The 19,549-nt window shown below is 66.2% G+C and carries 19 protein-coding genes; 8 read left to right on the top strand and 11 right to left on the bottom strand.

The window, feature by feature from the left end:
* Positions 1-807: an alpha/beta hydrolase gene (locus tag QMA10_RS11965; protein ID WP_290168654.1), complete on the bottom strand. Its 807-nt coding sequence runs from the start codon at positions 805-807 to the stop codon at positions 1-3.
* 196 nt (positions 808-1,003) lie between these two features.
* Here QMA10_RS11965 and ssd point away from each other — a divergent pair, with 196 nt between their 5' ends.
* The 7 genes from ssd (at position 1,004) to QMA10_RS12000 (ending at position 6,407) form a co-directional block, all read left to right on the top strand.
* The gene (ssd, locus tag QMA10_RS11970; protein WP_290168657.1) at positions 1,004-2,293 is read left to right on the top strand and encodes a septum site-determining protein Ssd; all 1,290 of its coding nucleotides are present in this window, start codon (positions 1,004-1,006) and stop codon (positions 2,291-2,293) included.
* Positions 2,294-2,367: 74 nt separating this feature from the next.
* Positions 2,368-3,582 carry a TadA family conjugal transfer-associated ATPase gene (locus QMA10_RS11975; RefSeq protein ID WP_290168716.1) on the top strand — a complete coding sequence of 405 codons (1,215 nt, stop codon included), beginning with the start codon at positions 2,368-2,370 and terminating at the stop codon, positions 3,580-3,582.
* Positions 3,579-4,397 carry a hypothetical protein gene (locus QMA10_RS11980; RefSeq protein WP_290168659.1) on the top strand — a complete coding sequence of 273 codons (819 nt, stop codon included), beginning with the start codon at positions 3,579-3,581 and terminating at the stop codon, positions 4,395-4,397. The genes QMA10_RS11975 and QMA10_RS11980 overlap by 4 nt, the downstream gene beginning before the upstream one ends.
* Complete coding sequence (locus QMA10_RS11985; RefSeq protein WP_290168661.1) at positions 4,397-4,987, top strand: type II secretion system F family protein; 591 nt, start codon at positions 4,397-4,399, stop codon at positions 4,985-4,987. Before QMA10_RS11980 ends, QMA10_RS11985 begins: the two co-directional genes overlap by 1 nt.
* Before the next feature lie 167 nt (positions 4,988-5,154).
* Positions 5,155-5,574: a DUF4244 domain-containing protein gene (locus QMA10_RS11990; protein WP_290168663.1), complete on the top strand. Its 420-nt coding sequence runs from the start codon at positions 5,155-5,157 to the stop codon at positions 5,572-5,574.
* Positions 5,575-5,577: 3 nt separating this feature from the next.
* Positions 5,578-5,949 carry a TadE family type IV pilus minor pilin gene (locus QMA10_RS11995; RefSeq protein WP_290168665.1) on the top strand — a complete coding sequence of 124 codons (372 nt, stop codon included), beginning with the start codon at positions 5,578-5,580 and terminating at the stop codon, positions 5,947-5,949.
* Between the two features lie 74 nt (positions 5,950-6,023).
* The gene (locus tag QMA10_RS12000; protein ID WP_356834831.1) at positions 6,024-6,407 is read left to right on the top strand and encodes an Rv3654c family TadE-like protein; all 384 of its coding nucleotides are present in this window, start codon (positions 6,024-6,026) and stop codon (positions 6,405-6,407) included.
* Positions 6,408-6,430: 23 nt separating this feature from the next.
* On the opposite strand, the gene QMA10_RS12005 is transcribed toward QMA10_RS12000, so the two are convergent.
* Together QMA10_RS12005 and QMA10_RS12010 are read right to left on the bottom strand one after the other, a co-directional pair.
* A complete protein-coding gene (locus tag QMA10_RS12005) occupies positions 6,431-8,821 on the bottom strand; it encodes a DEAD/DEAH box helicase (protein ID WP_290168666.1) in 2,391 nt (796 codons plus the stop codon).
* 103 nt (positions 8,822-8,924) lie between these two features.
* Entirely contained in the window at positions 8,925-9,575 is a 651-nt protein-coding gene (locus QMA10_RS12010; protein ID WP_290168667.1) for a GNAT family N-acetyltransferase, read from the bottom strand.
* An 82-nt stretch (positions 9,576-9,657) separates the two neighbouring features.
* Here QMA10_RS12010 and QMA10_RS12015 point away from each other — a divergent pair, with 82 nt between their 5' ends.
* Positions 9,658-10,551 (top strand): rhodanese-related sulfurtransferase, encoded by an 894-nt coding sequence (locus QMA10_RS12015; RefSeq protein ID WP_290168668.1) that lies wholly within the window; start codon positions 9,658-9,660, stop codon positions 10,549-10,551.
* 44 nt (positions 10,552-10,595) lie between these two features.
* Here the strand turns inward: QMA10_RS12015 and QMA10_RS12020 are convergent, their stop codons facing one another.
* The 8 genes from QMA10_RS12020 to QMA10_RS12055 all read right to left on the bottom strand — a co-directional run bounded on the left by QMA10_RS12020 (position 10,596) and on the right by QMA10_RS12055 (position 19,482).
* Positions 10,596-11,489: a MaoC/PaaZ C-terminal domain-containing protein gene (locus tag QMA10_RS12020; RefSeq protein WP_290168669.1), complete on the bottom strand. Its 894-nt coding sequence runs from the start codon at positions 11,487-11,489 to the stop codon at positions 10,596-10,598.
* Between the two features lie 103 nt (positions 11,490-11,592).
* On the bottom strand, positions 11,593-13,077 hold the full coding sequence (locus QMA10_RS12025) for an MFS transporter (protein ID WP_290168670.1): 1,485 nt from the start codon (positions 13,075-13,077) through the stop codon (positions 11,593-11,595).
* 104 nt (positions 13,078-13,181) lie between these two features.
* A complete protein-coding gene (locus QMA10_RS12030) occupies positions 13,182-14,666 on the bottom strand; it encodes an MFS transporter (RefSeq protein WP_290168671.1) in 1,485 nt (494 codons plus the stop codon).
* 134 nt (positions 14,667-14,800) lie between these two features.
* Positions 14,801-16,267: an aldehyde dehydrogenase family protein gene (locus QMA10_RS12035; protein WP_290168672.1), complete on the bottom strand. Its 1,467-nt coding sequence runs from the start codon at positions 16,265-16,267 to the stop codon at positions 14,801-14,803.
* Between the two features lie 2 nt (positions 16,268-16,269).
* Positions 16,270-16,701 carry an OB-fold domain-containing protein gene (locus QMA10_RS12040; RefSeq protein WP_290168674.1) on the bottom strand — a complete coding sequence of 144 codons (432 nt, stop codon included), beginning with the start codon at positions 16,699-16,701 and terminating at the stop codon, positions 16,270-16,272.
* Positions 16,702-16,712: 11 nt separating this feature from the next.
* Positions 16,713-17,918 carry a thiolase family protein gene (locus QMA10_RS12045; RefSeq protein WP_290168675.1) on the bottom strand — a complete coding sequence of 402 codons (1,206 nt, stop codon included), beginning with the start codon at positions 17,916-17,918 and terminating at the stop codon, positions 16,713-16,715.
* A gap of 99 nt (positions 17,919-18,017) precedes the next feature.
* Positions 18,018-18,845, bottom strand: coding sequence for a VOC family protein (locus QMA10_RS12050; RefSeq protein ID WP_290168676.1), 828 nt, complete (start codon positions 18,843-18,845; stop codon positions 18,018-18,020).
* 22 nt (positions 18,846-18,867) lie between these two features.
* Complete coding sequence (locus QMA10_RS12055) at positions 18,868-19,482, bottom strand: TetR/AcrR family transcriptional regulator (protein ID WP_290168677.1); 615 nt, start codon at positions 19,480-19,482, stop codon at positions 18,868-18,870.
* Positions 19,483-19,549: the final 67 nt, after the last annotated feature.

The raw sequence follows: 19,549 nt of genomic DNA on the forward strand, positions 1-19,549 counted from the left end.
TTAGGATGCCGGCCGGGGCAGGAAACCGCGGATTACGGTGCTGATCAGCTCCGGGTGCTCGGCCAGCAGCCCGTGCGATGCACCCGGCACAATGCACAGCCGGGCGCCCGGAATGGACGCTGCGATCAGGAGCGTGTGGTCCGGCCGAATCGAGTCGCGGTCCCCGGCCATGATGAGGGCCGGAGCAGTGATGCGGGCGAGGTCTGCCGGGTCAATGTTCGGCTCAGTGGTCCAGAGGCGGAACAGCTTATCGAGGACGACGTCGGCATGCCCCGGTCCGTCGGGGGAGAGCCGTTCGTAATGCAGGCGTTCGACGTCGGGCTTGGCCGCCGGAAGGGTGCCGGTGCCGGCATCCGCGCCGGTGTCGGGCACCGGCGCAGGATCAGGCCGCGCAGGGATAAGGACGAGCTGCTTGTGCTCCTCCGCGGCGCTGAAGGCCGAGGGATCCAGATTGGCACTGACAGCGGTCAGCGAACGGACCCGGTCCGCCTGCTCCATGGCCAGGAGCAGGCCAAGGATGGCTCCGTCGCTGTAACCGATGACATGGACTGCTTCGAGATTCTGGCTGTCGAGGTACGCGATGGTGTCGGCGAGTCCGCGGGCGTAGCTGTATTCGCCGTCAATGTCGGCGGAGCGGCCGTGGCCGGGACGCTCGAAGGCATGCACCCGATAGTCCGGGACCAGGGAATCGGAGAGCTCCCGCATCGCTTCCAGGGAGCAAAAACCGCCGTGGAGCAGGAGGACCGGGACGCCGTCGCCGGCAACTTCGGCATAGAGGTCCACGCCATTGATGCGGAGGTATGTCACGTCCGGCTGAGCTCCCTGTTTCACGTCTGTATTCACCGCTGATGCAGCCCCTTCATCCTCCCATGCGGGCTGCGGGCCCTGTGCATCCACGCTGCTCCTCCACACCGTTCCTCCACACCCTGATGGCAACCTCCGCTTGTCCCCAGCAGCGCTGGGGCCCGCTGTCCTCCTGCCGCGGCCGGGCAACTCTTGGGACATGAGCGAAGAACAGTTGTGGGTGCCGTCATCCGGGGCCCGAAAGAGCCGCCGGCCGCGGGCAACGATCCCGGCAGAGAAGATGCGGGCGCCGGGTCGGTTTAGCCTGCGTGCAGAGGATGACCCGGGGCATTCGGCAGCCCCGGCTCCAAGCACCTCGGCATCGGTCATCCTGGTCACTTCATCCCAGCGGCTCCAGGATGAGGTCGCCAGGATAGCCGCGGCAGCAGGGGTGGAGTTGGAAGTAGTGCCGGATGCCCCGGATGCGTTCCAGCGAAACCCCGAGGTGGTGCTGCTGGGCAGTGACCTGGCGGGTATGGGCACCGGGCGCCGCATGCCGCCGGACAGGCACGGGCGCCGACGGGCGGAAACCATCCTGGTGGGGTTCGAACAGGACACGGATTTGTGGAGGCAGGCGGCCCGGCTCGAGGCCGCCCGTGTAGCAGTGCTTCCGGCGGCTTCAGGCTGGCTGGCAGAATATCTCGGCCGCAGGCGGGAACACAGTTCGGGTTTTGTGCTGGGCGTAGTGGGCGGCAGCGGCGGCGCCGGGGCATCCACCCTCTCGTGCTGGCTGGCACAGGAAGCCGCCGAACACCGGTTGGAAACTCTGTTGGTGGACGGCGATCCCCTCGGCGGCGGACTGGACGCCAGCCTGGGAAGCGGTGAAGTTCCCGGAGTGCGCTGGCCTGATCTGGCGGAAGTGCGCGGCGCGTTGAATCCTGTGCAGCTTATCTCTGCGCTGCCGCAGGTGTCGGGGTTTGCGCTGCTCGCCGGCGGTTCCGCGGATTCCGCTGCCGGCGACGGTGAGGACGGGCCGGGGTATCCGGGAAGGCAGTCTCCGGCTGAGGCTCCCGCAGAGGAAAGCATCCGGGCGGTCATGGAAGCAGCCCGTGCGGCCTTTGCCTTCACCATTGTGGACTGTGCACGACATTCGCCCGGCCAGTTGCTGCTCTCCTGCGACGCACTGCTGGTGGTGGTTCCGGGACGGCTGCGGCCCGTACTCGCGGCCCGGATGCTCAGCCGGAGCCTGGGCAGCGCCGTACCCAAAGCAGCAGTTGTCCGCGGGCCGCTGGGTGACGGGCTGGACGACGCCCGTGCAGCTGACGCCGCCGGGTTGCCCCTGGCCGGGTACCTGCCCGCTGCCCGGCGGCTGGAACACGCCGAGGCGCGGGGCCTCCTGCTGCAGCGCGGCAGAAGCCGCAGCATCCGGCGGGTGACCGGACAGCTGGTGGAACAGTTTGCCGCCGAATTGCCTCAATCCGCTGCCCTCATGCAAAGGTCCCCGTCATGAGCGGCCCCACCGGGCGCCGCGCCGCCCATGGCCTCCCCCCGGACCATCCGGTGTCCCCGCCCGGCGATTCACCGATGGTCCGGGAAGTTCGCCGGAGGATGCTGGATGACGGTGAACCCGTCACTGCGGCCCGTTTGGCGGCCGCCGTGCACTCCAGCGGGCGGCTGCTCGGTGCCGAGGGCGCACTGCGTGCCGTTGACCGGGTGCAGGCGGAACTGCAGGGCCTCGGCCCGCTGCAGGAACTGGCGTTGCTTCCGGGCATCAGCGACATCCTCGTGAACGGTCCGGACCGGGTATGGGTGGACAGCGGGCACGGGCTGGAACTGACCGGGCTGCGGTTCGAATCCGACGCCGAGGTGCAGGGACTCGCCGCCCGCCTGATCGCTGCCGGCGGACGGCGGCTGGATGACTCCAATCCCTGCGTGGACGTGCAGCTGCGCGGTTACCGGGTCCACGCGGTGCTGCGTCCGGTATCCACCGGTTCCACGCTGCTCTCCATCCGCATCCGGCGCACGCTGACCTTCACCATGGAGGAACTGCAGGCCGGCGGAACCATAGATCCAGAGAGTGCCGCAGTGCTCCGGCGGATCATCGCGTCCCGGTTGAACTTCCTGATCAGCGGGGCTACCGGCACTGGGAAGACCACGCTGCTCTCCACCCTGCTGTCGTTGAGTCAGCCGCATGAACGGCTGGTGCTGGTGGAAGACGCCGCAGAGCTGGATCCCCGGCATCCGCATGTTGTGGGCCTGCAGAGCCGGCACGGCAACGTTGAGGGGGCAGGCTCGGTGGATCAGGCCGAACTGGTGCGCCAGGCCCTGCGGATGCGGCCGGACCGGTTGATCGTGGGGGAATGCCGCGGCGCGGAGGTCCGGGAACTTCTGGCTGCCATGAACACCGGTCACGACGGTGCCGGCGGTACCATCCATGCTAATTCGGCGGCCAGCGTTCCTGCCCGGCTGGCAGCTCTCGGGGCGCTCGCCGGAATGAGCAGCACTGCGGTCACCCTGCAGACTGCCAGTGCCCTGGATGTGGTGGTGCACCTGGCCCGCGGTGACTCCGGCCGCCGGGTTGCTGAGATTGCCGTGATCACGGCATCGCCTGACGGCCGGCTGCTGGCGGTGCCGGCGCTGCGGCCGCTGCTTCCGGCGGACAGCGCAGGGCGGCACGGTGAAGGATGGGCCCCGCTTCAGCACCGGATCGGCGCTTCAACGGAGGAAACGGCGTCGTGCCCCGACGGGCAGCAACCCGCCCGGGAGGGTGACCGGGCCACGGAGATTTCCGTTTCATGACCGGTTTGTGGGTTACCGGGCTGCTCGTGCTGTCGGTGCTTTTACTGCTGTCCCCTTCCCGGACTCCGCCGAAGCCGGGCCCTCTCCCCGGACGCCCGGTCCCGGGTGCCGGGCAGGCAGCAAACCGGTCTCTGCGGCGCCCGTTTCTGCGGCGGCTGGTTTCGAACTCCCTGCGGTCCCCAAAGGATCCGTCGCTGCAAGAGGTGCCGCTGCTGATCCATCAGCTGACCGGTCTGCTGGCAGCCGGACGTGCTCCGCACCAGCTCTGGGCCGACGCAGCAGCTCTGCAGGCGGCAACCGGCAAGGACCCCGCTGGTTCCCTGTCTGCCCGGATGCTCCCGGTGTTGGAAGCCGCCGCGCAGTCCGCGTCCCTGGGGCTCAGTCCGGTGCCGGTTTTCCGCGCCGCGGCGGAGGAACAAGCCGGCACGCCAGGGAAGATGCGACGGCGGGGCGGGGATCGTGCCGCTGTATCCCCGGCAGGGTTGTGGACCGGGCTTGCGGCATGCGTCAGCGTGTCGGAACGCAGCGGTGCACCCCTGGCCGGTGTCCTCAGCCGGTACGCCGCGCAGCTGGAGAGTGCTATGGATAACCAGGCGGCGCGGGAGACCGCCATGGCCGGACCTCAGGCAACCGTCCGGCTGCTGACCTGGCTGCCGGTGGGAGGGCTGGGCCTTGGCTATTTGCTGGGGGCAGATCCTGTGGGCATATTGCTGGGCAGCCCTCTTGGCTGGTTGGCAGGGACGGCAGGCGTTGCCCTGTCCCTGGCAGGACGGTTCTGGTCACGTGCGCTCGTGCGTCAGGCAGCAGGCGTGTAATGGCCGGAACCCTGGTGGCAGTACTCCTTGCTGCCGCCGCTGCGCTGCTCCTGCTGCCGGGATGGAATACTGCGCCGGTACCGGGCTCGCCGAACGGGGCCGGTCCGCAAAATACACAGCGGCATAACAAGGGCGCCGGCCCGGGCATAGAGGATCCGGCACTGATGCTGGACCTGACGGCAGCCATGCTGGAGGCAGGCCAGCCCCTGCTCCACGCCCTTTCGATATTGGCGGAGGTAGTGGAACCGGAAACCTCATTGTGTCTAGCCAGGGTGCAGGCTGCCCTGGAGCTGGGTGCTCCCTGGGCGGCAGCATGGGAGCTGGCGGCACCCGAGCGCAGCAGGCTCCCCGAGCCCGCAGTCCACCTACGCGAAGCCCTAAGATTTGCAGCTACCACCGGAGCGCCGTCGGCCGCAGTCCTGGTGGCGGAGGCGGCGCAGATACGCCGGCGCAGGGCCCGCGACGCGGAACGCCGTGCGGCAGCCTTGGGGGTCAGGCTCGTGGTTCCGCTGGGGCTGTGTGCGCTGCCTGCATTCGTGGCACTGACTGTGGTGCCGCTCCTGCTCTCCCTGCTGCCGTCGCTTCCGTAGGGCTGCAGGAAGCGGGGGCTGCGCATCCTCCACAACCGTCTTGCCCGCAGGCGTTGTCCGGAACGGCGGCATCCTCTCTGGTTCCGATGCGACGGCCGATAAAGGATCAAATCACCGCCTCAACAGCGGAACAGTTACAACCCGCAGCAATGACATTAGGAGGAATCATGCCAGGTCTAAGCAGATCCGTGACCACCGTCCGGCGTGCCCGGAACTACAACGATGATTCGCACAAGGGAGCGCCGCACACCGGAGCGTCGAACGTACAGACGGACGCCCCCGGGGTCTCAGCGGAGCATAGTCCCGGGGCGCCGGCGTCCGGGCATCAGCCCTGCGGCCGGGGAACCGGAACAGTGACTGTGCTCTACCCTCGAGCACCGGAGAACGCGTCTCCGGTTCCCCAAAACCGGGCGGAGCGCCGCCGGAGAAGCTTCTACGACCGTGAAGCGGGAATGGCAACAGCAGAATACGCGATTGCCACCTTGGCGGCCGTTGCCTTTGCCGCTCTGCTCGTGGCCGTCCTGGGCAGCGGGGAGGTGCGGTCCCTGCTCATGGGACTGATCCGCAGTGCACTCACCCTTGGGTGACGGATGGAGCGAAAGCATCTCCCGGAATCCCCGGCACGCGGAGCGGTTACCGCCGAACTGGCTGTGGGTCTGCCCGCCGTCGTGCTGCTCCTGGCTGCCGTCCTGACCGGAGTGGCAGCGGGAGCCACCCAACTGCGGGTGGAAGAAGCTGCGCGGGCGGCGGCGCGGGAGATCATGCGCGGAGACGCCGACGAGGCAGAGGCTGCCGCCCGGCGGATCGCAGGACCCGGTGCGCGGATCACCGTCACGGCCGACGGCGAGTGGATGCGGGTGGAAATCGGGACCTCCGTCGCGGCTCCGCTGCTGGACCGGCTGCCGCTGGAGCTGACCGGCTCTGCGTCGGCGCTTCCGGAGTCCCTGCCGTCCGGGAGCTGACCGAACCGGAGGAACCGCACCGCCGGGTCACCGGGCAGCTCCGGACCAATACCAGAAGAAAGGATGAACTTAGGGTGGAAAAAGTGCCATCGGCCGCTGCAGCCGGGGAAGGAGGGGAAACCGAGCAGGGCGCGGGCACGGTTCTGGTGCTGGGTTCAGGACTGTTGCTGCTGATCCTGTGTGCAGCCGTCCTGTTGCTGCTGCAAAGCGCGGTGGGCGCGAGCAGAGCGGCCACCGCGGCGGACCTGGCGGCACTAGCGGCCGCCGACACGGTTCGTGAGCTTCGGAGCGGCGAGCCGTGCGCGGTGGCCGCGGAGGTCGCCGGGCGCAACGGCGCCGTGCTGGCAGCGTGCACGGTGGACACCGGGGAGCGGACCGTCCAGGTGGAAACCCGGGTACCCGTCCCGCTGCTGCCGCAGCCCGCCACCGGGCATGCCCGTGCCGGACCGCCGCCATGAGTACCGCCGTGAGCGCTGCGGACCTAGCCCGCCTGCCGGACCGGAGCCGCTGCCGCCGGCGCCGGAGCAGCGACGGTGCCGGGTGCGGATTCCCCGCTGCGGGCGTTGTCCAGCAGCACCTGCAGCAGGGTCACCGCACCGGCCTTGGACAGCGGATTGTTCTTATTGCCGCATTTCGGGGACTGCACGCAGGAGGGGCAGCCGCGCTCGCACTCGCAGGCGCGGATGGCGTCGCGGGTGGCGGTCAGCCACAGCTCCGCGGCTTCATAGGCCCGTTCCGCAAAGCCGGCACCGCCCGGGTGCCCGTCGTACACGAAGATGGTGGGCTTCTCGGTGTCGGCGTGCAGTGCGGTGGAAACGCCGCCAATGTCCCAGCGGTCGGAGGTGGCGATCAGCGGCAGCATTCCGATGGAGGCATGCTCGGCGGCGTGCAGGGCACCGGGAAAGTCCGCGGGAATCAATCCGGCACCGGTGAGCAGATGCTCGTCGATGACAAACCACACGGCTTTGGTGAAGAGCTCCTTGGCTTCGAGGTCCAGGGGTTCTTCGCCGAGGATCTCATTGGAGATCAGGGCCTTGCGCTGGAAGGAGACCACCTGGGTGGTGACCTTCACGGTGCCGAAGCAGACCTGGATTTCGCCCCAGCGCGAGGTCCGTTCGGTTTCAAGGACCTGGATCTGGGTGACGTCCCGGGCCTGGGTGTAGAACTCGGGGTTGCCGCGGGTGACCATGGCGCAGTGGTCCGCTTCATTGAGCTCGTCCACCAGGAACGTCTGGCCCTGATGCACGTACACGGCGCCGGTGTGGGCCTGGTACTGGCTCTGCGGGGAGTCCATGGTGCCCAGCAGCATTCCGGTGTCGGATTCCACGATGTTGATCGGCCCGCCGCCGTCCGCCCGCAGGTTTACCAGGGCGGCGGCGCTTTCCGAATGGGTCCAGAACCAGCCCGAAGGACGGCGGCGCAGATAGCCCTGCTCCACCAGCTGGTCCAGCAATCCGGCAGCCGTGGGGCCAAAGAGCTCCCGCTCATCGGGGGTCAGCGGGATTTCGGCGGCGGCGGCGCAGAGGTGCGGCCCGAGCACGTAGGGGTTGGACGGATCAAAGACGGTCGCTTCCACCGAGATATCGAAAATCGCCTCCGGATGGTGCACCAGATACGTGTCCAGCGGGTCGTCGCTGGCCACGAAGGCTGCCAGTGCGTCCTGGCCGGAGCGGCCGGCGCGCCCGATCTGCTGGAACAGGGACGCCCGGGTGCCGGGCCAGCCGGCCACCAGCACGGCGTCGAGCCCGGACACATCGATGCCGAGTTCCAGGGCGGAGGTACTGGAAATTCCCAGCAGCTCGCCGCTGCGCAGCCGCCGTTCCAACTCGCGCCGTTCCTCGGGGAGGTAACCGGACCGGTACGCGGCCACCCGGTCCGGCAACGAGGGATGCACCTCATCCAGCAGCCGCCGGGTAATTGTGGCAATGGTTTCGGCGCCCCTGCGGGACTTGATAAAGGCAATGGTCCGGACCTGGGCAGCCACCAGGTTGGCCAGCAGGTCCGAGGTTTCGGCAATGACGGTTCGCCGGGAACGCGCACCGTTCTCACCCTTGAGCTCGGTCAGCTGCGGCTCCCAGAGCGCCACGGTGGTGGCGCCGTGCGGAGAGGCGTCGCGGGTGACGGCGGTGACCTCGCCACCGATCAGCCTGCCAAAGGAAGCGGCCGGATCCGCCGAGGTAGCGGAGGCACCGATGAACACCGGATCGGCGCCGTAGTAGCGGCAGATCCGGCGCAGCCGGCGCATGAGGTTGGCAACGTTGGAACCGAATACGCCGCGGTAGCTGTGGGCCTCATCGATGATGACGTACTTCAGCCGGCGGAAGAACCTGGCCCACCAGGTGTGGTTGGGCAGCACGCCGAAGTGGAGCATGTCGGGATTCGCGAGCACCAGGTTGGCGTGGTCCCGGATCCAGCGCCGCGAACCCGGGTCGGTGTCGCCGTCGTACGTTTCAGCGCGCACGGTGGGAAGCTGCAGGGCATTCACTGCGGAAAGCTGATCAGCGGCCAGGGCCTTGGTGGGGGCCAGATAGAGGGCCACCGATCCCGTTGGCTCAAGCGTGACCCGGTCATCCAGTGCCGTGCGGTGAATTTCATCCAGGGCCGGCAGCAGATAGGCCAGGGATTTTCCGGAGGCGGTGCCGGTGGAGATGATCGTGTGCTGCCCGGAGTGCGCGGAATCTGCCGCTTCAATCTGGTGCCGCCATGGTTCGTGGACGCCCACCCTGGCGTAGGCGGCGACGACGTCGGGGTGTGCCCAGTCCGGCCACGGAACGGGAACGGCCTGGCGGGCGGGGATTTCGTGGACATGGACCAGCTGTTCCGGGTCGGCGCCGGAGCCGAGCAGGGGGATCAGGGAATCATGTAAGGCCACTGTGCCATTCTCCCACCGGCCGTCCGGACAGCGGCTGTTAAACGCGCCCGCTCAGCTTCAGGCTGAACGGGCGCAGCCCGCCGCAAACCCGGGCCGCGCTGGCCTAAAGCCGCGGTTCAAACATCACCACGCTGGCAAGGTTTTCCCAGCCCAGGTAGGTGTAGAGTTCCAGCCCGTCGGCCGTGGCCACCAGCAGTCCTGTATCGGCGTCGTGTTCCATGGCCACCGCGGTGAGCGCCCGCGTCACGTAGCTGCCCAGCCCGCGCCGGCGGAACCCGGGCTCGGTGACAATCCGGTCGTAGACTGCATAGCCATCCACGATGGCCACGCTGCCCCGGGCCGCCGGCTCGCCGCCCGCCGTGACGGTAACGGTGCCCACGGTGCCCCCGCGCACCGTTTCGGATTCAAATCCATCCAGCGGCAGCGGGTCTTCAATGTCCTGTCCCGTCATATCCAGTGTCATGAAGACCTCGTTCGCGGACCGGACATTGAGCCCGTACACCAGGGCGGCACCGTGGATTTCATTCACGCGTGCAGTGACGATGGTGAAGAGCCGCCCGGGACTCTTCCGCGCCGAAGAAGCCAGTGCCGCAAATTCGTCATGGGAGGGTTCCAGCGCGAAGTACTCCCAGTCGTTCGTTTTGTCGTGCAGGAAAGCTGCCGGAAAACGGCCCTCCCGGCGGGTCCGGTAGCCGCGGGCCTGCGCCCAGCCGCTCACCCAGGTCTCCAGCAAATCATCGTCCAGCAGGCTCATGAATGAACACTAACGGGGGCGGCAGGTGAAAGGTATGTGCGCTGATGAAAATCGGGGTCCTGCGCCGGTCTACCCTTAATGAGTGGCCTTGAACCGAATTGCACTGTATTACGCCTTTACGCCCCTTTCCGATCCGGAGGCCGTGCGCCTCTGGCAGCGTGCCCTCTGCGAGAAGCTGGGACTGCGCGGCCGGATCCTGATCTCTCCCGACGGCATCAACGGAACCGTGGGCGGTGAGCTCGACGCCGTGAAGGCGTATGTGAAGGCTACCCGCGAGTATCCGGCTTTCAAGAAGATGGACATCAAGTACTCCGAGGGCGGCGCGGAGGACTTCCCGCGGCTGAGCGTCAAGGTCCGCCGGGAGATCGTCAGCTTCGGTGCCCCCGGAGAGCTGAAGGTTGATGAGAACGGCGTGGTGGGCGGAGGCACCCATCTGCGGCCCGAAGAGCTGCACCAGCTGGTGGAGGAAAAGAAGGCCGACGGCGAAGAGGTGGTCTTTTTCGACGGCCGGAATGCCTTCGAAGCACAGATCGGCAGGTTCAAGGGGGCCGTTGTTCCCGACGTCGCCACCACGCATGACTTCATCGCCGAGCTGGACTCCGGCAAGTATGACGACCTCAAGGACAAGCCCGTGGTGACCTACTGCACCGGCGGCATCCGCTGCGAGGTGCTGTCCTCCCTGATGGTCAACCGCGGCTTCAAAGAGGTTTACCAGATGCAGGGCGGGATTGTCCGGTACGGCGAAGCCTACGGAGACAAGGGCCTGTGGGAAGGCTCGCTCTACGTCTTCGACAAGCGGATGCACATGGAATTCACCGAGGATGCCGCCACCATCGGCAAGTGCGTGCGCTGCGAGGCTCCCACCAGCAAGTTCGAGAACTGTTCCAACCCCTCCTGCCGCAAGCTCACTCTGTACTGCGCAGAGTGCGCCTCGGACCCGTCCACCCTGCGCTGCCCGGACGGCTGCATCGAGTAGAAACGGCTTCGCCGGGCCGCCTGCAACGCCGTCGGGCAGCGTTGCTAGGCGGTAGCCGGTTCGGACATCAGGCTTTCACCGGCCGGCAGTGCATCGCGGCGGAGGCAGGTGCCGCGGTCCAGGACCACGGTGTCCCCCACCCTTGTCTGGAAAACAGCACCGGTTTCGGTCCGCCACATGCTGGTGGTCAGCTCGTCGCCGGGAATTACCGGTGCGGCAAAACGGACGCTCACTGAGCCGAACGCTTCAACGTCGGACCCAAGCATGCCTTCCAGGAGGGCACGGCCGGCGAATCCCATGGTGCACAGGCCATGCAGGATGGGCTTCTCAAAGCCGATCATGGCGGCCATCGCCGGGTCCGAATGCAGCGGGTTGCGGTCTCCGTTGAGCCGGTAGAGCAGGGCCTGGTCAGGGGAGGTCTTTTGCACGTCCACAAGATCTGCCGGGCGGTCGGGCAGTTCCCATCCGTCATGCGGCGCCGGCTCGGACCCGAAGCCGCCCTCTCCGCGGATAATCATGGAGGTCACCGAGGTGGCTGTGAGCTCCCGGGTCTCGGCATCGAGCAGATGAGTGGTCAGCTCCACCACGGCATTCTTGCCCTTGTCCCAGGCGCCGCTCATGAAGCTGCGCGGAATCACGGTTCCGGACGGGGCCAAGGTGCGGTGCAGTGTCACTGTTTGTCCGCCGTGCAGGATCTGGGAGAGCTTGAAGTCCCCGAGTTCATCCATGGAGCCGCCTGATCCGCCCAGCAGCACGGCGAAGGTGGGCAGTACGCTCTGGTCGATTCCCCGGGAGTTTTCCGTGGTGAAGGCGAGATTCGCCGTCTGGTCGCGGGCGCCGGCACCCACGCTCAGCGCGTACAGGAGCGCGTCCTTTGACTCCCAGGAGACCGGAGCCCCCTCACTGACTTTTCCAATGTTCTGACGGTGGATCGTCATGGCTGTCCCTCTCATGAGACGACGGGACCCGGTCCCGGCGGGATAATGCGCAGATAGTATGGCGCGGATCACTTGCAGTAATGCTATAACGGGGTTCTAATTTTCAGTTTGCCGCCGGCAGGACGTCCTCCGGGCGGGCCACGGTACCCCGGCGGATGTTCCGCTCGGCGGGGGTCTCCGGAATCCACCGGGCCGGCGCACGGCGCAGCATCAGGGCCACCGCCACTGACAGGGCAGCGAAGATGAATACGAAGATGAACGCTGAGCTGATGCCTTCCTGTGCAACTGCCGCGGTGGCCGGGTCGGTGTGGCTGGCCAGGATGTACGCGCCAATGGCAACGGCAGCGGACTGGCCGATGTTGCGGATCATGGTGTTGGTGCCGGCGGTTTCCGAAGTGTGGGTTTCCGGGACCACTTCGATGAGCAGGTTCGGCAGCGCGCCGTAGGCAAGCGATATCCCGGTGCTGTTCAGGACCATGGCAATGATGAACATCAGCACGCTGCCATAGGTCAGCAGGATGATGGGAATGACCAAAGCGACCACCGCCAGGCCAATGATGAAGACTGTGCGGGCGCCGTACCGGAAAGCCAGCTTGCCGCCCAGCGGTGAGAAGAGGTAGCCCACCAGCAGAGTGGAGCTGATCAGGACGCCGGCACCGGTGGGGGAAAGACCAAGCCCGTATCCCGACGAGGCGGGGGACTGCATGATGAGCTGCGCAGGAACATTGCCTCCGCCCAGTGGGCCGACGGCGGCGAGCACGGTGGCGGTCATGGCCAGCGCAATTTGGCGGTTCTTGAACATCCGAAGGTTCACGATGGGGGATTCCACCCGCAGCTCCCACCACGCCCACACCGCGGTGGCGGCGGTCCCGATGCTGATCAGGGCGATGAACTGGGCCGATGCAAAGCCGGTTTTGGATGCGCCGGAGAACGCCAGCAAAATCGCAGACACGGCGACGGGCAGCAGCAGCGCGCCCAGATAATCCGGTTTTTCCCTGCCGGGCAGCACGGTGTCCCGGGGGATTACCCACTGGATGCCCGCTGCGGCCAGGACGGAGACGACGGCAGCGAAAATAAAGATGCCGTGCCAGGAGAAGGCATCAATCATGAATCCGGCGATCAAGGCTCCCCCTCCGCCGGCGATGAGCGCCGAGGCCCCCACCATGGAGATGCCAACGGGGACGCGCTTCTCGTCCAGATGCTCGCGGGCCAGCCCGAAGGCCAGGCCCAGCACTGCGCCTGTCACGCCCTGGATGGCCCGGCCCAGGATGATCATGCCAAGGGATCCGCCGAGCAGGGAGATGACTGAGCCGACAGCGGCGATGGCCAGGGCAATGACCATGACCTTCCGCCGGCCGTACAGGTCCCCGAAGCGTCCGCCCAGGACACCGGCGGACGCTGAAACCAGCAGAAAGGCCGTGACCACCCAGGCCACCGTGTTGGCGTCCACCTGAAAGTCCCGCATCAGGGTGGGCAGCGTTACGTACATCATGGACAGTTCAAAGGCCGACACAATTTCGGCCAGCACCAGGACCAGGACAACCGCAGTAAAGCCTGGACGCTTGAGCGTGCTCGCGGGGAAGGACATACGGGTCCCGCCTTTCGGGATGGGAGAGAAAAGCAAAGGGCCGGCATGCGCCGCACATAATGGCGTGGCGCATGCCGGCTGCGGTGTGTTTCGCCGGCTGCTGCCTAGGCGGTGGCTGAAACCACGTCTTCGGGATTGGCGGCGGTGCCGCGGCGGATATCGCGCTCACCGACCGTCTCGGGAACCCACGGCTTGGGGTTGCGGCTCAGCATCAGTCCCATGATCACGGAGAGCACGGCAAAGGCCAGGACCAGGAGCAGTGCTGCGCTGATGCCCTGCTGGGAGATGGCCTGGGTAGCCGGGTCCGTGTTCTTGGCAAGGATGAAGGCGCCGATGGCAATGGCGGCGGACTGGCCGACATTGCGGATCATGGTGTTGGTTCCTGCGGTTTCGGAGGTGTGGGTTTCCGGAACCACCTCAACGAGCAGGTTCGGCAGGGCCCCGTAGGTGAGGGAGATGCCGATGCCGTTCAGGCTCATTGCCACGATGTACATGGCCACGCTGCCATAGGTGAGCAGGATGATGGGAAGCACCAGGGCCATCAGCACCAGCCCGGCAATGAACACGATCCGTGCCCCGTACCGGAAAGACAACTTTCCGCCAACCGGTGAGAGGGCGAAGCCAACAAGCGCGGTGAGGCAGATGATGACGCCCGATTCGGTGGGCGTAAAGCCAAGCCCGTATCCCATCGCGGTGGGGGACTGCATGATCATCTGCGAGGGAACGGACACGCCGCCCAGGGGGCCGACGGCGGCGAAGACGGTGGCAGTCATGGCCAGGGCGATCTGGCGGTTCTTGAACATCCGCAGGTTCACGATCGGGGATTCCACCCGCAGTTCCCACCAGGCCCAGACGGCGGCCGTGGCAGCCCCCAGGCCCATCAGGCCCAGGAACTCCACCGACAGGAAGCCGGCCTTGGAGCTGCTGGAGAGTCCCAGCAGGAGGGCGCTGACGGCGATGGGCAGCAGGACGGCGCCCAGGTAATCGGGCTTCTCCGTGGTGGCGGCGTTGGTATCGCGCGGAATAATGAGCTGGATGGCGACGGCGGCAATGGCCGCGAGGACAGCGGCGAAGACGAAGATTCCGTGCCAGGAGAAGAGATCAATCATGAAGCCGGCGATCATGGAGCCGCCGGCACCGGCGATGAGGGCCGAGGCGCCGATCATGGAAATACCGACGGGTACGCGCTTTCCATCGAGGTGTTCACGGGCCAGGCCGAAGGCCAGGCCCAGGACCGCGCCGGCTACGCCCTGAATGGCACGGCCGAAGATGATCATGCCCAGCGAGCCGCCGAGCAGGGAGATCAGCGAACCAATCGCGGCGATGACCAGGACAATCACCATGACCTTGCGCCGCCCGTAGAGGTCACCGAAGCGCCCGCCCAGCACTGCGGCAGAGGCCGAAACCAGCAGATACGCGGTGACAACCCAGGCCACGGTGTTGGCGTCCACCTGGAAGTCCCGGATCAGGGTGGGGAGCATGACATACATCATGGACAGTTCGAAGGCCGAAATAATCTCAGCCAGAACCAGGACGGTAACTACTGCTGCAAAACCTGGGCGCTTTAGGGCGCGGGTGGTGGAGGACATCGGTGTCCTGCCTTTCGTGAGGGAAAAGGAATGCGGCGGCGCCGGCGGATGAGAGTATCCGCCGGCGGTGGAGCAGACGATCTTCTGGAAAGGTGGTGCGGTGGCGCAGTGGTGCGGTGGTGCTGTATTCGGGGTTACCCGTTGCCGTAGGCGACGGACTTGGTCCAGAAGAACTCTTCGAGTCCTTCCAGGCCGCCTTCATTGCCCATGCCGGAGTGGCCGATGCCGCCGAAGGGGCGTTCAGCCACAGCGTTGGGGGCGCCGTTGACGGTTACTTCACCGGTTTCAAGCGCCTCGGTCACGCGGACGGCACGGCGGGCATCGCCGGTCCACACGTAGCCGGAAAGCCCGTAATCGGTGCTGTTGGCCAGGGCAATGGCCTCCGCTTCGTCGCTGAAACGGGTGATGGCCAGGACCGGTCCAAAGACTTCCTTCTGCGCCAGCTCGCTGGCCGGGTCCACGTCAGCGAGGACCGTGGGCGGATAGAAAAAACCGTCAGCGAGGTCCTCGGCAAGCCGCTGCCCGCCGGTAACCAGCCGGGCACCGTCTTCCTGGGCCTTGGTGACCATCGAGTGAATCCGCTCGATGGCAGCTTCGTTGATGACCGGACCGCAGATCGTGTCCGGCTCCTGCGGGTTACCGGTCTTGAAGGATGCTGCGATGGCGCCGATGGTTGCCACGAAGGAGTCGTAAATGGAGTCCTGGACCAGCAGCCGGGTAGGCAGGGCGCAGGCCTGTCCGCTCATGATGCCGAAAGCCAGGAAGGTAGAGTGCATGGCGGCGGCCTGAAGGTCGGCGTCAGCGAAGATGAGGTTGGCGGATTTGCCGCCGAGCTCCAGGATCACCGGCTTGAAGGTCTGTGCACAGGCCGCGGTGATCTTCCGTGCGGTTTCGGGGCCGCCCGTGAAGGTCACCTTCTTGACCAGCCGGTGCTCCACCAGGGCCGAACCTGCCTCAGCCCCGCCGGGAACCACGTTGAACACGCCCTCGGGGATGCCTGCTTCGGTGACCAGATCGGCAAAGAGCATGGAGGTGAAGGGTGTCAGCTCGCTCGGTTTGACCACCACGGTGTTTCCGGCGGCCAATGCAGCCGGAACCTTCATGGCCAGGGACATCAGCGGAGCGTTCCAGGTGATGATGGCACCGATCACGCCGTAGGGCTGGCGCAGGGTATGGCCGAAGGAGCCGCCCGCACCGGCCACGGAGGTGATCCGGCCCAGCGGAAGCTTGTCAGCCCAGCCGCCGTAGTAGCGGATCCATTCCACCGCCGCGGAAACCGTGGGATAGGCGTTGGAACGGGCAATGCCGTTGTCGGCAATGGCGAGATTGACGAAGTCCTCAGTGCGGTCCTCGACCAGCTGCGCCAGCTTGAGCAGCGCCTTGGCGCGGGTTCCGGCAGGGGTTGCCCGCCAGACCGCGAAGGCTGCGTGGGCGGCATTGACGGCGTCGTCAATGTCCGCTGCACTTGCCAGCGGGACCTGTGCCTGGGCTTCGCCGGTGGCGGGGTTGATGTGGGTGTGCGTTCCGCCGCCAGTGCTGCGTGCTTCGCTGCCAATACGCAGCGTGACGGGAGGCAGGACAAAATCGGTGCTGACGGTCATCTTCAGTTCTCCGGTTCGTAGCGCAGCATGGTGATTCCCGCTTCGGGGTAATCGCAGAAAACGGGCTTAACCCGCATACCCACCTCAATGTCTTCGTGGGCCACGTTGACGAGTTCGGTGGAAAACCTGGGCCCTTCGTCCCACTGCACCACCGCGAGCACCAGGGCGCCTTCCTTCGCGAAGTGCGGTGCCACCGGACGGGTGGAGACCGTGTAGGTGTACAGGGTTCCGGCTCCGGATATTTCCCGCCATTCCAAATCATCGGCGAGGGTGCCCGGGGCCAGGGGACGGGGGTAGAAGATGTACTCGCCCAGCGAAGGCGAGTACTGGATGCGGATGCGGTGTTCGGCCAGGGCATCCCAGAACGGCTTCGTCAGGGGCGTCGGGACCGGCATGGGACGCTGCAGGTCCGGAAGAGTGTATGAGGTGCTCATGGTGTGTACTCCTAGTTGCCTTCGAGAATCAGTGCCGTTTGCTCGCTCATGATGCCGCCGTTGCCGGTCACGAACGCCCGGTTGCAGTCGGTCACCTGTGCTTCACCGGCACGGCCCATGATCTGGCGTGCGCCGTCGATCACGTGGTGCATACCGCCGGCAATGCCGGCCTGCCCGAAGGAAAGCTGCCCGCCGGCGGTGTTCATCGGGAAGTCTCCGCGGAAGGTCAGATCATGCTCGTTCACGAACTGCATGCCCTTGCCCTTCTCGGTGAAGCCGGCATCCTCCAGGCTCATCAGCACGGTGATGGAATAGCAGTCGTAAATGGAGACCATGTCCACGTCGCTGCGTGCAATGCCTGCCATGCCAAACGCCTGATCGGCTGCGTGGATCATCGGCGAATGCATCAGGTCCCGCGCATAGGTCGGTGTCTTGTAGGGAACCCGTTCTCCGAAGCCCTTGATCCATACCGGGCGGTTCTTGGACTTGGCAGCGAGATCCCTGTTGCCAATCACCACGGCGGCACCGCCCTGGCATGGCATCACGATTTCGAGCATGTGCAGCGGGTCCGCCACCATGGATGATGCGAGCACGTCCTCAATAGTGATGGGCTGGCCGTGGAAAACGGCGCCGGGCGTGGCGCAGGCGTTGGTGCGCTGGTCCACGGCAATTTTGGCCATGGCCCGCTCGTCGTAACCGAACTCATGGCCGTACCGTTTGGCAATCTGCCCGTAGGGGCCGTTCTGCCCCAGGTTTCCGTACGGGATCTCAAATTCTGCCTGCGGGGACCCGAAGGCGTTGGATGAGGCGCCGAAGTACATCTTGTCCGTCATTTCGAACGGACGGCGGGCATCGGTCGGCACATCGTGGGTGCCCGGGAAGGTGACCAGTACGGCGTCGCACAGTCCCAGTTCCACAGCCGCAGCGGCCCGCCACACTCCGGCCGCGGAACCCGCGCCCCCGAGGTCCACTATCTCGGCAAAGTTGGCGTTGATGCCGAGGTACTCCGTGATGGTGGAGGGCACAAACATGTCCGCCTCCCCGATCATCGGCGTGACGATGCCGTTGACGTCGGTGGCGTCCAGCCCGGCGTCATCCAGTGCAGCCTTGGAGAGCCGCGCCCACTGTTCCAGGTTGAAGGTCTTCTCACGCTTCAGCTTGCGCTCCGGCGGCAGCTCAAAATAGCCCAGGATTGCGGCTTCTCCACGAAGTCCCATACGTTTGTTCTCCTCATTGCTGGTATACGAAAGTGTTCTGGTGCACCCGGGCGGGTGCAGGGGCCGGATGTACGACGGGGGCCGGCCCGGTGCGGACGGTTAGCCGGGACCGGCCGGGACGGGAAGTCGCAGCGGCGAGATTCTGATGCCCAGTTCGGGGTAAAAGGAGCCGGCACCGAGCGTTTCCAGCAGCCCGGGGGAATCCGGTCCGGCCCAGGGCTCGTCCCCAGCGGTAATGCCCAGGGCTTTGAGGCCCGGGTTTCCGGCGCCGGCGGCAAGCTCCTGCAGGATCAGGTCCGCGCCGTCCGACCACCGGAACACGGCGGCCGCCGGTTCGCCGGCAGGAAGTCCGGGCAGCCCGTGCCTGTCTGCGCCGAGGACATTGACGAGCACATGCTCCGCACGCTGCAGGTCAGCGACCTGCCCGAAGACAACGGGCAGCCGGGCGGGAGTGCAGTGGCCTTCCGCCCAGGGACGGTCCGCGGTGAGCTCGTTGGCATCTGCCAGGTTCTCGAGCGCTTCGGACGTCTGGACCATCTGCGTCAGAAACCCGAGCCCGGTGTCCCGGGGATGCAAAAAGGCTTCCTGCCAGAGCGGATGATCGGTGTTGACCAGGATCGGCTCGATTCCGGCCCCCTGTGCCCCCGCAATTGCCGCGGAGATGTCCCGCACCTTGAAGGTGATGTGGTGGGGGGCCGCGTTCCCTGCGTTTTCGGCGAGGAACCGTGCAATGAAGGACGTGGAAGAGCTGCCGGGTTCCAGCAGCTCCAGCCGCATGTCTTCAGCGAGGGCAACCTGGCAAGGGTTGAACGCCGGGAGGCTGAATCCGCCGGCAAAACGGGCGCCAAGCTCCCGGTGCAGCATTTCCCCGGCCATCCGCCAACCCGGCACGGCAAAGGCGACGTGGTCCAGCTCGTGGGCGCTCACGGAGACACCCCGCCCGTGCAGGCTAGGGGCGTCCCGCTTCGACCTGGTCCAGCCGCAGCCCGATCATTTCCACAAAGCGGGCGAGGACCCGGTTGGCGTCCTCCAGCGTTTGAACGCCGGCCAGCAGCCGGCCCACCATGTCCATGAGGACGGCCCAGACCATGGCCGTGATGTCCGCGGCCTCGTCCCGGGACAGTGTCGAGAAATCGGCACGGAACGGTTCCTCGAGCAGCAGCACCAGCTGCTGCATCAAGTCGCGGACGTTCGGATCGGAGGAGGTGCGCAGCATCAGGATGGTCTGATAGAAATTCGGCCTTCTCTGGAAGGCGCTCAGGGCCTGCTGCAGGCGCCGGGTGACCCGTTCGATGGTGCCCAGGCTGTCCGGCACGGCCTCGTCCGCTGCCCCGAACGGCACGCTCCAGTCGTACACCACCGTCGCGTACAGGTGTTCCTTCGAGGAAAAATACCGGTACAGGGTTCCGAGTGCCACGTTCGCTTCGGAGGCCACATCGCGGATTTGGATTGACTCGTAGTCGTTGCTGCGGAGCAGGTTTTTCGCAGCATCGAGAATCCGCTGCCTGCGCTCCATCTGGTAGGCCGGAAGGTCCATAGCTTCGCGCGTTAGCTGACGCACCATCACTTGCCTCCCGGCTGAATTCCCACGGAAATTGCAACGTTATCACCGCCTCCCGGAACCCTGAGTT

The organism is Arthrobacter sp. APC 3897 (genome assembly GCF_030407495.1).
Taxonomy (GTDB): domain Bacteria; phylum Actinomycetota; class Actinomycetes; order Actinomycetales; family Micrococcaceae; genus Arthrobacter_B.

Excerpts from the sequence above, each read along its gene's own strand:
- QMA10_RS12030 (WP_290168671.1), bottom strand. The coding sequence starts at position 14,666 with ATGTCCTCCACCACCCGCGCCCTAAAGCGCCCAGGTTTTGCAGCAGTA.
- ssd (WP_290168657.1), top strand. The coding sequence starts at position 1,004 with ATGAGCGAAGAACAGTTGTGGGTGCCGTCATCCGGGGCCCGAAAGAGC.
- QMA10_RS12020 (WP_290168669.1), bottom strand. The coding sequence starts at position 11,489 with ATGACGATCCACCGTCAGAACATTGGAAAAGTCAGTGAGGGGGCTCCG.
- QMA10_RS11980 (WP_290168659.1), top strand. The coding sequence starts at position 3,579 with ATGACCGGTTTGTGGGTTACCGGGCTGCTCGTGCTGTCGGTGCTTTTA.
- QMA10_RS11995 (WP_290168665.1), top strand. The coding sequence starts at position 5,578 with ATGGAGCGAAAGCATCTCCCGGAATCCCCGGCACGCGGAGCGGTTACC.
- QMA10_RS12045 (WP_290168675.1), bottom strand. The coding sequence starts at position 17,918 with ATGGGACTTCGTGGAGAAGCCGCAATCCTGGGCTATTTTGAGCTGCCG.
- QMA10_RS12035 (WP_290168672.1), bottom strand. The coding sequence starts at position 16,267 with ATGACCGTCAGCACCGATTTTGTCCTGCCTCCCGTCACGCTGCGTATT.
- QMA10_RS12025 (WP_290168670.1), bottom strand. The coding sequence starts at position 13,077 with ATGTCCTTCCCCGCGAGCACGCTCAAGCGTCCAGGCTTTACTGCGGTT.
- QMA10_RS12040 (WP_290168674.1), bottom strand. The coding sequence starts at position 16,701 with ATGAGCACCTCATACACTCTTCCGGACCTGCAGCGTCCCATGCCGGTC.
- QMA10_RS11990 (WP_290168663.1), top strand. The coding sequence starts at position 5,155 with ATGCCAGGTCTAAGCAGATCCGTGACCACCGTCCGGCGTGCCCGGAAC.
- QMA10_RS11975 (WP_290168716.1), top strand. The coding sequence starts at position 2,368 with ATGGTCCGGGAAGTTCGCCGGAGGATGCTGGATGACGGTGAACCCGTC.
- QMA10_RS12010 (WP_290168667.1), bottom strand. The coding sequence starts at position 9,575 with ATGAGCCTGCTGGACGATGATTTGCTGGAGACCTGGGTGAGCGGCTGG.
- QMA10_RS12055 (WP_290168677.1), bottom strand. The coding sequence starts at position 19,482 with ATGGTGCGTCAGCTAACGCGCGAAGCTATGGACCTTCCGGCCTACCAG.
- QMA10_RS11985 (WP_290168661.1), top strand. The coding sequence starts at position 4,397 with ATGGCCGGAACCCTGGTGGCAGTACTCCTTGCTGCCGCCGCTGCGCTG.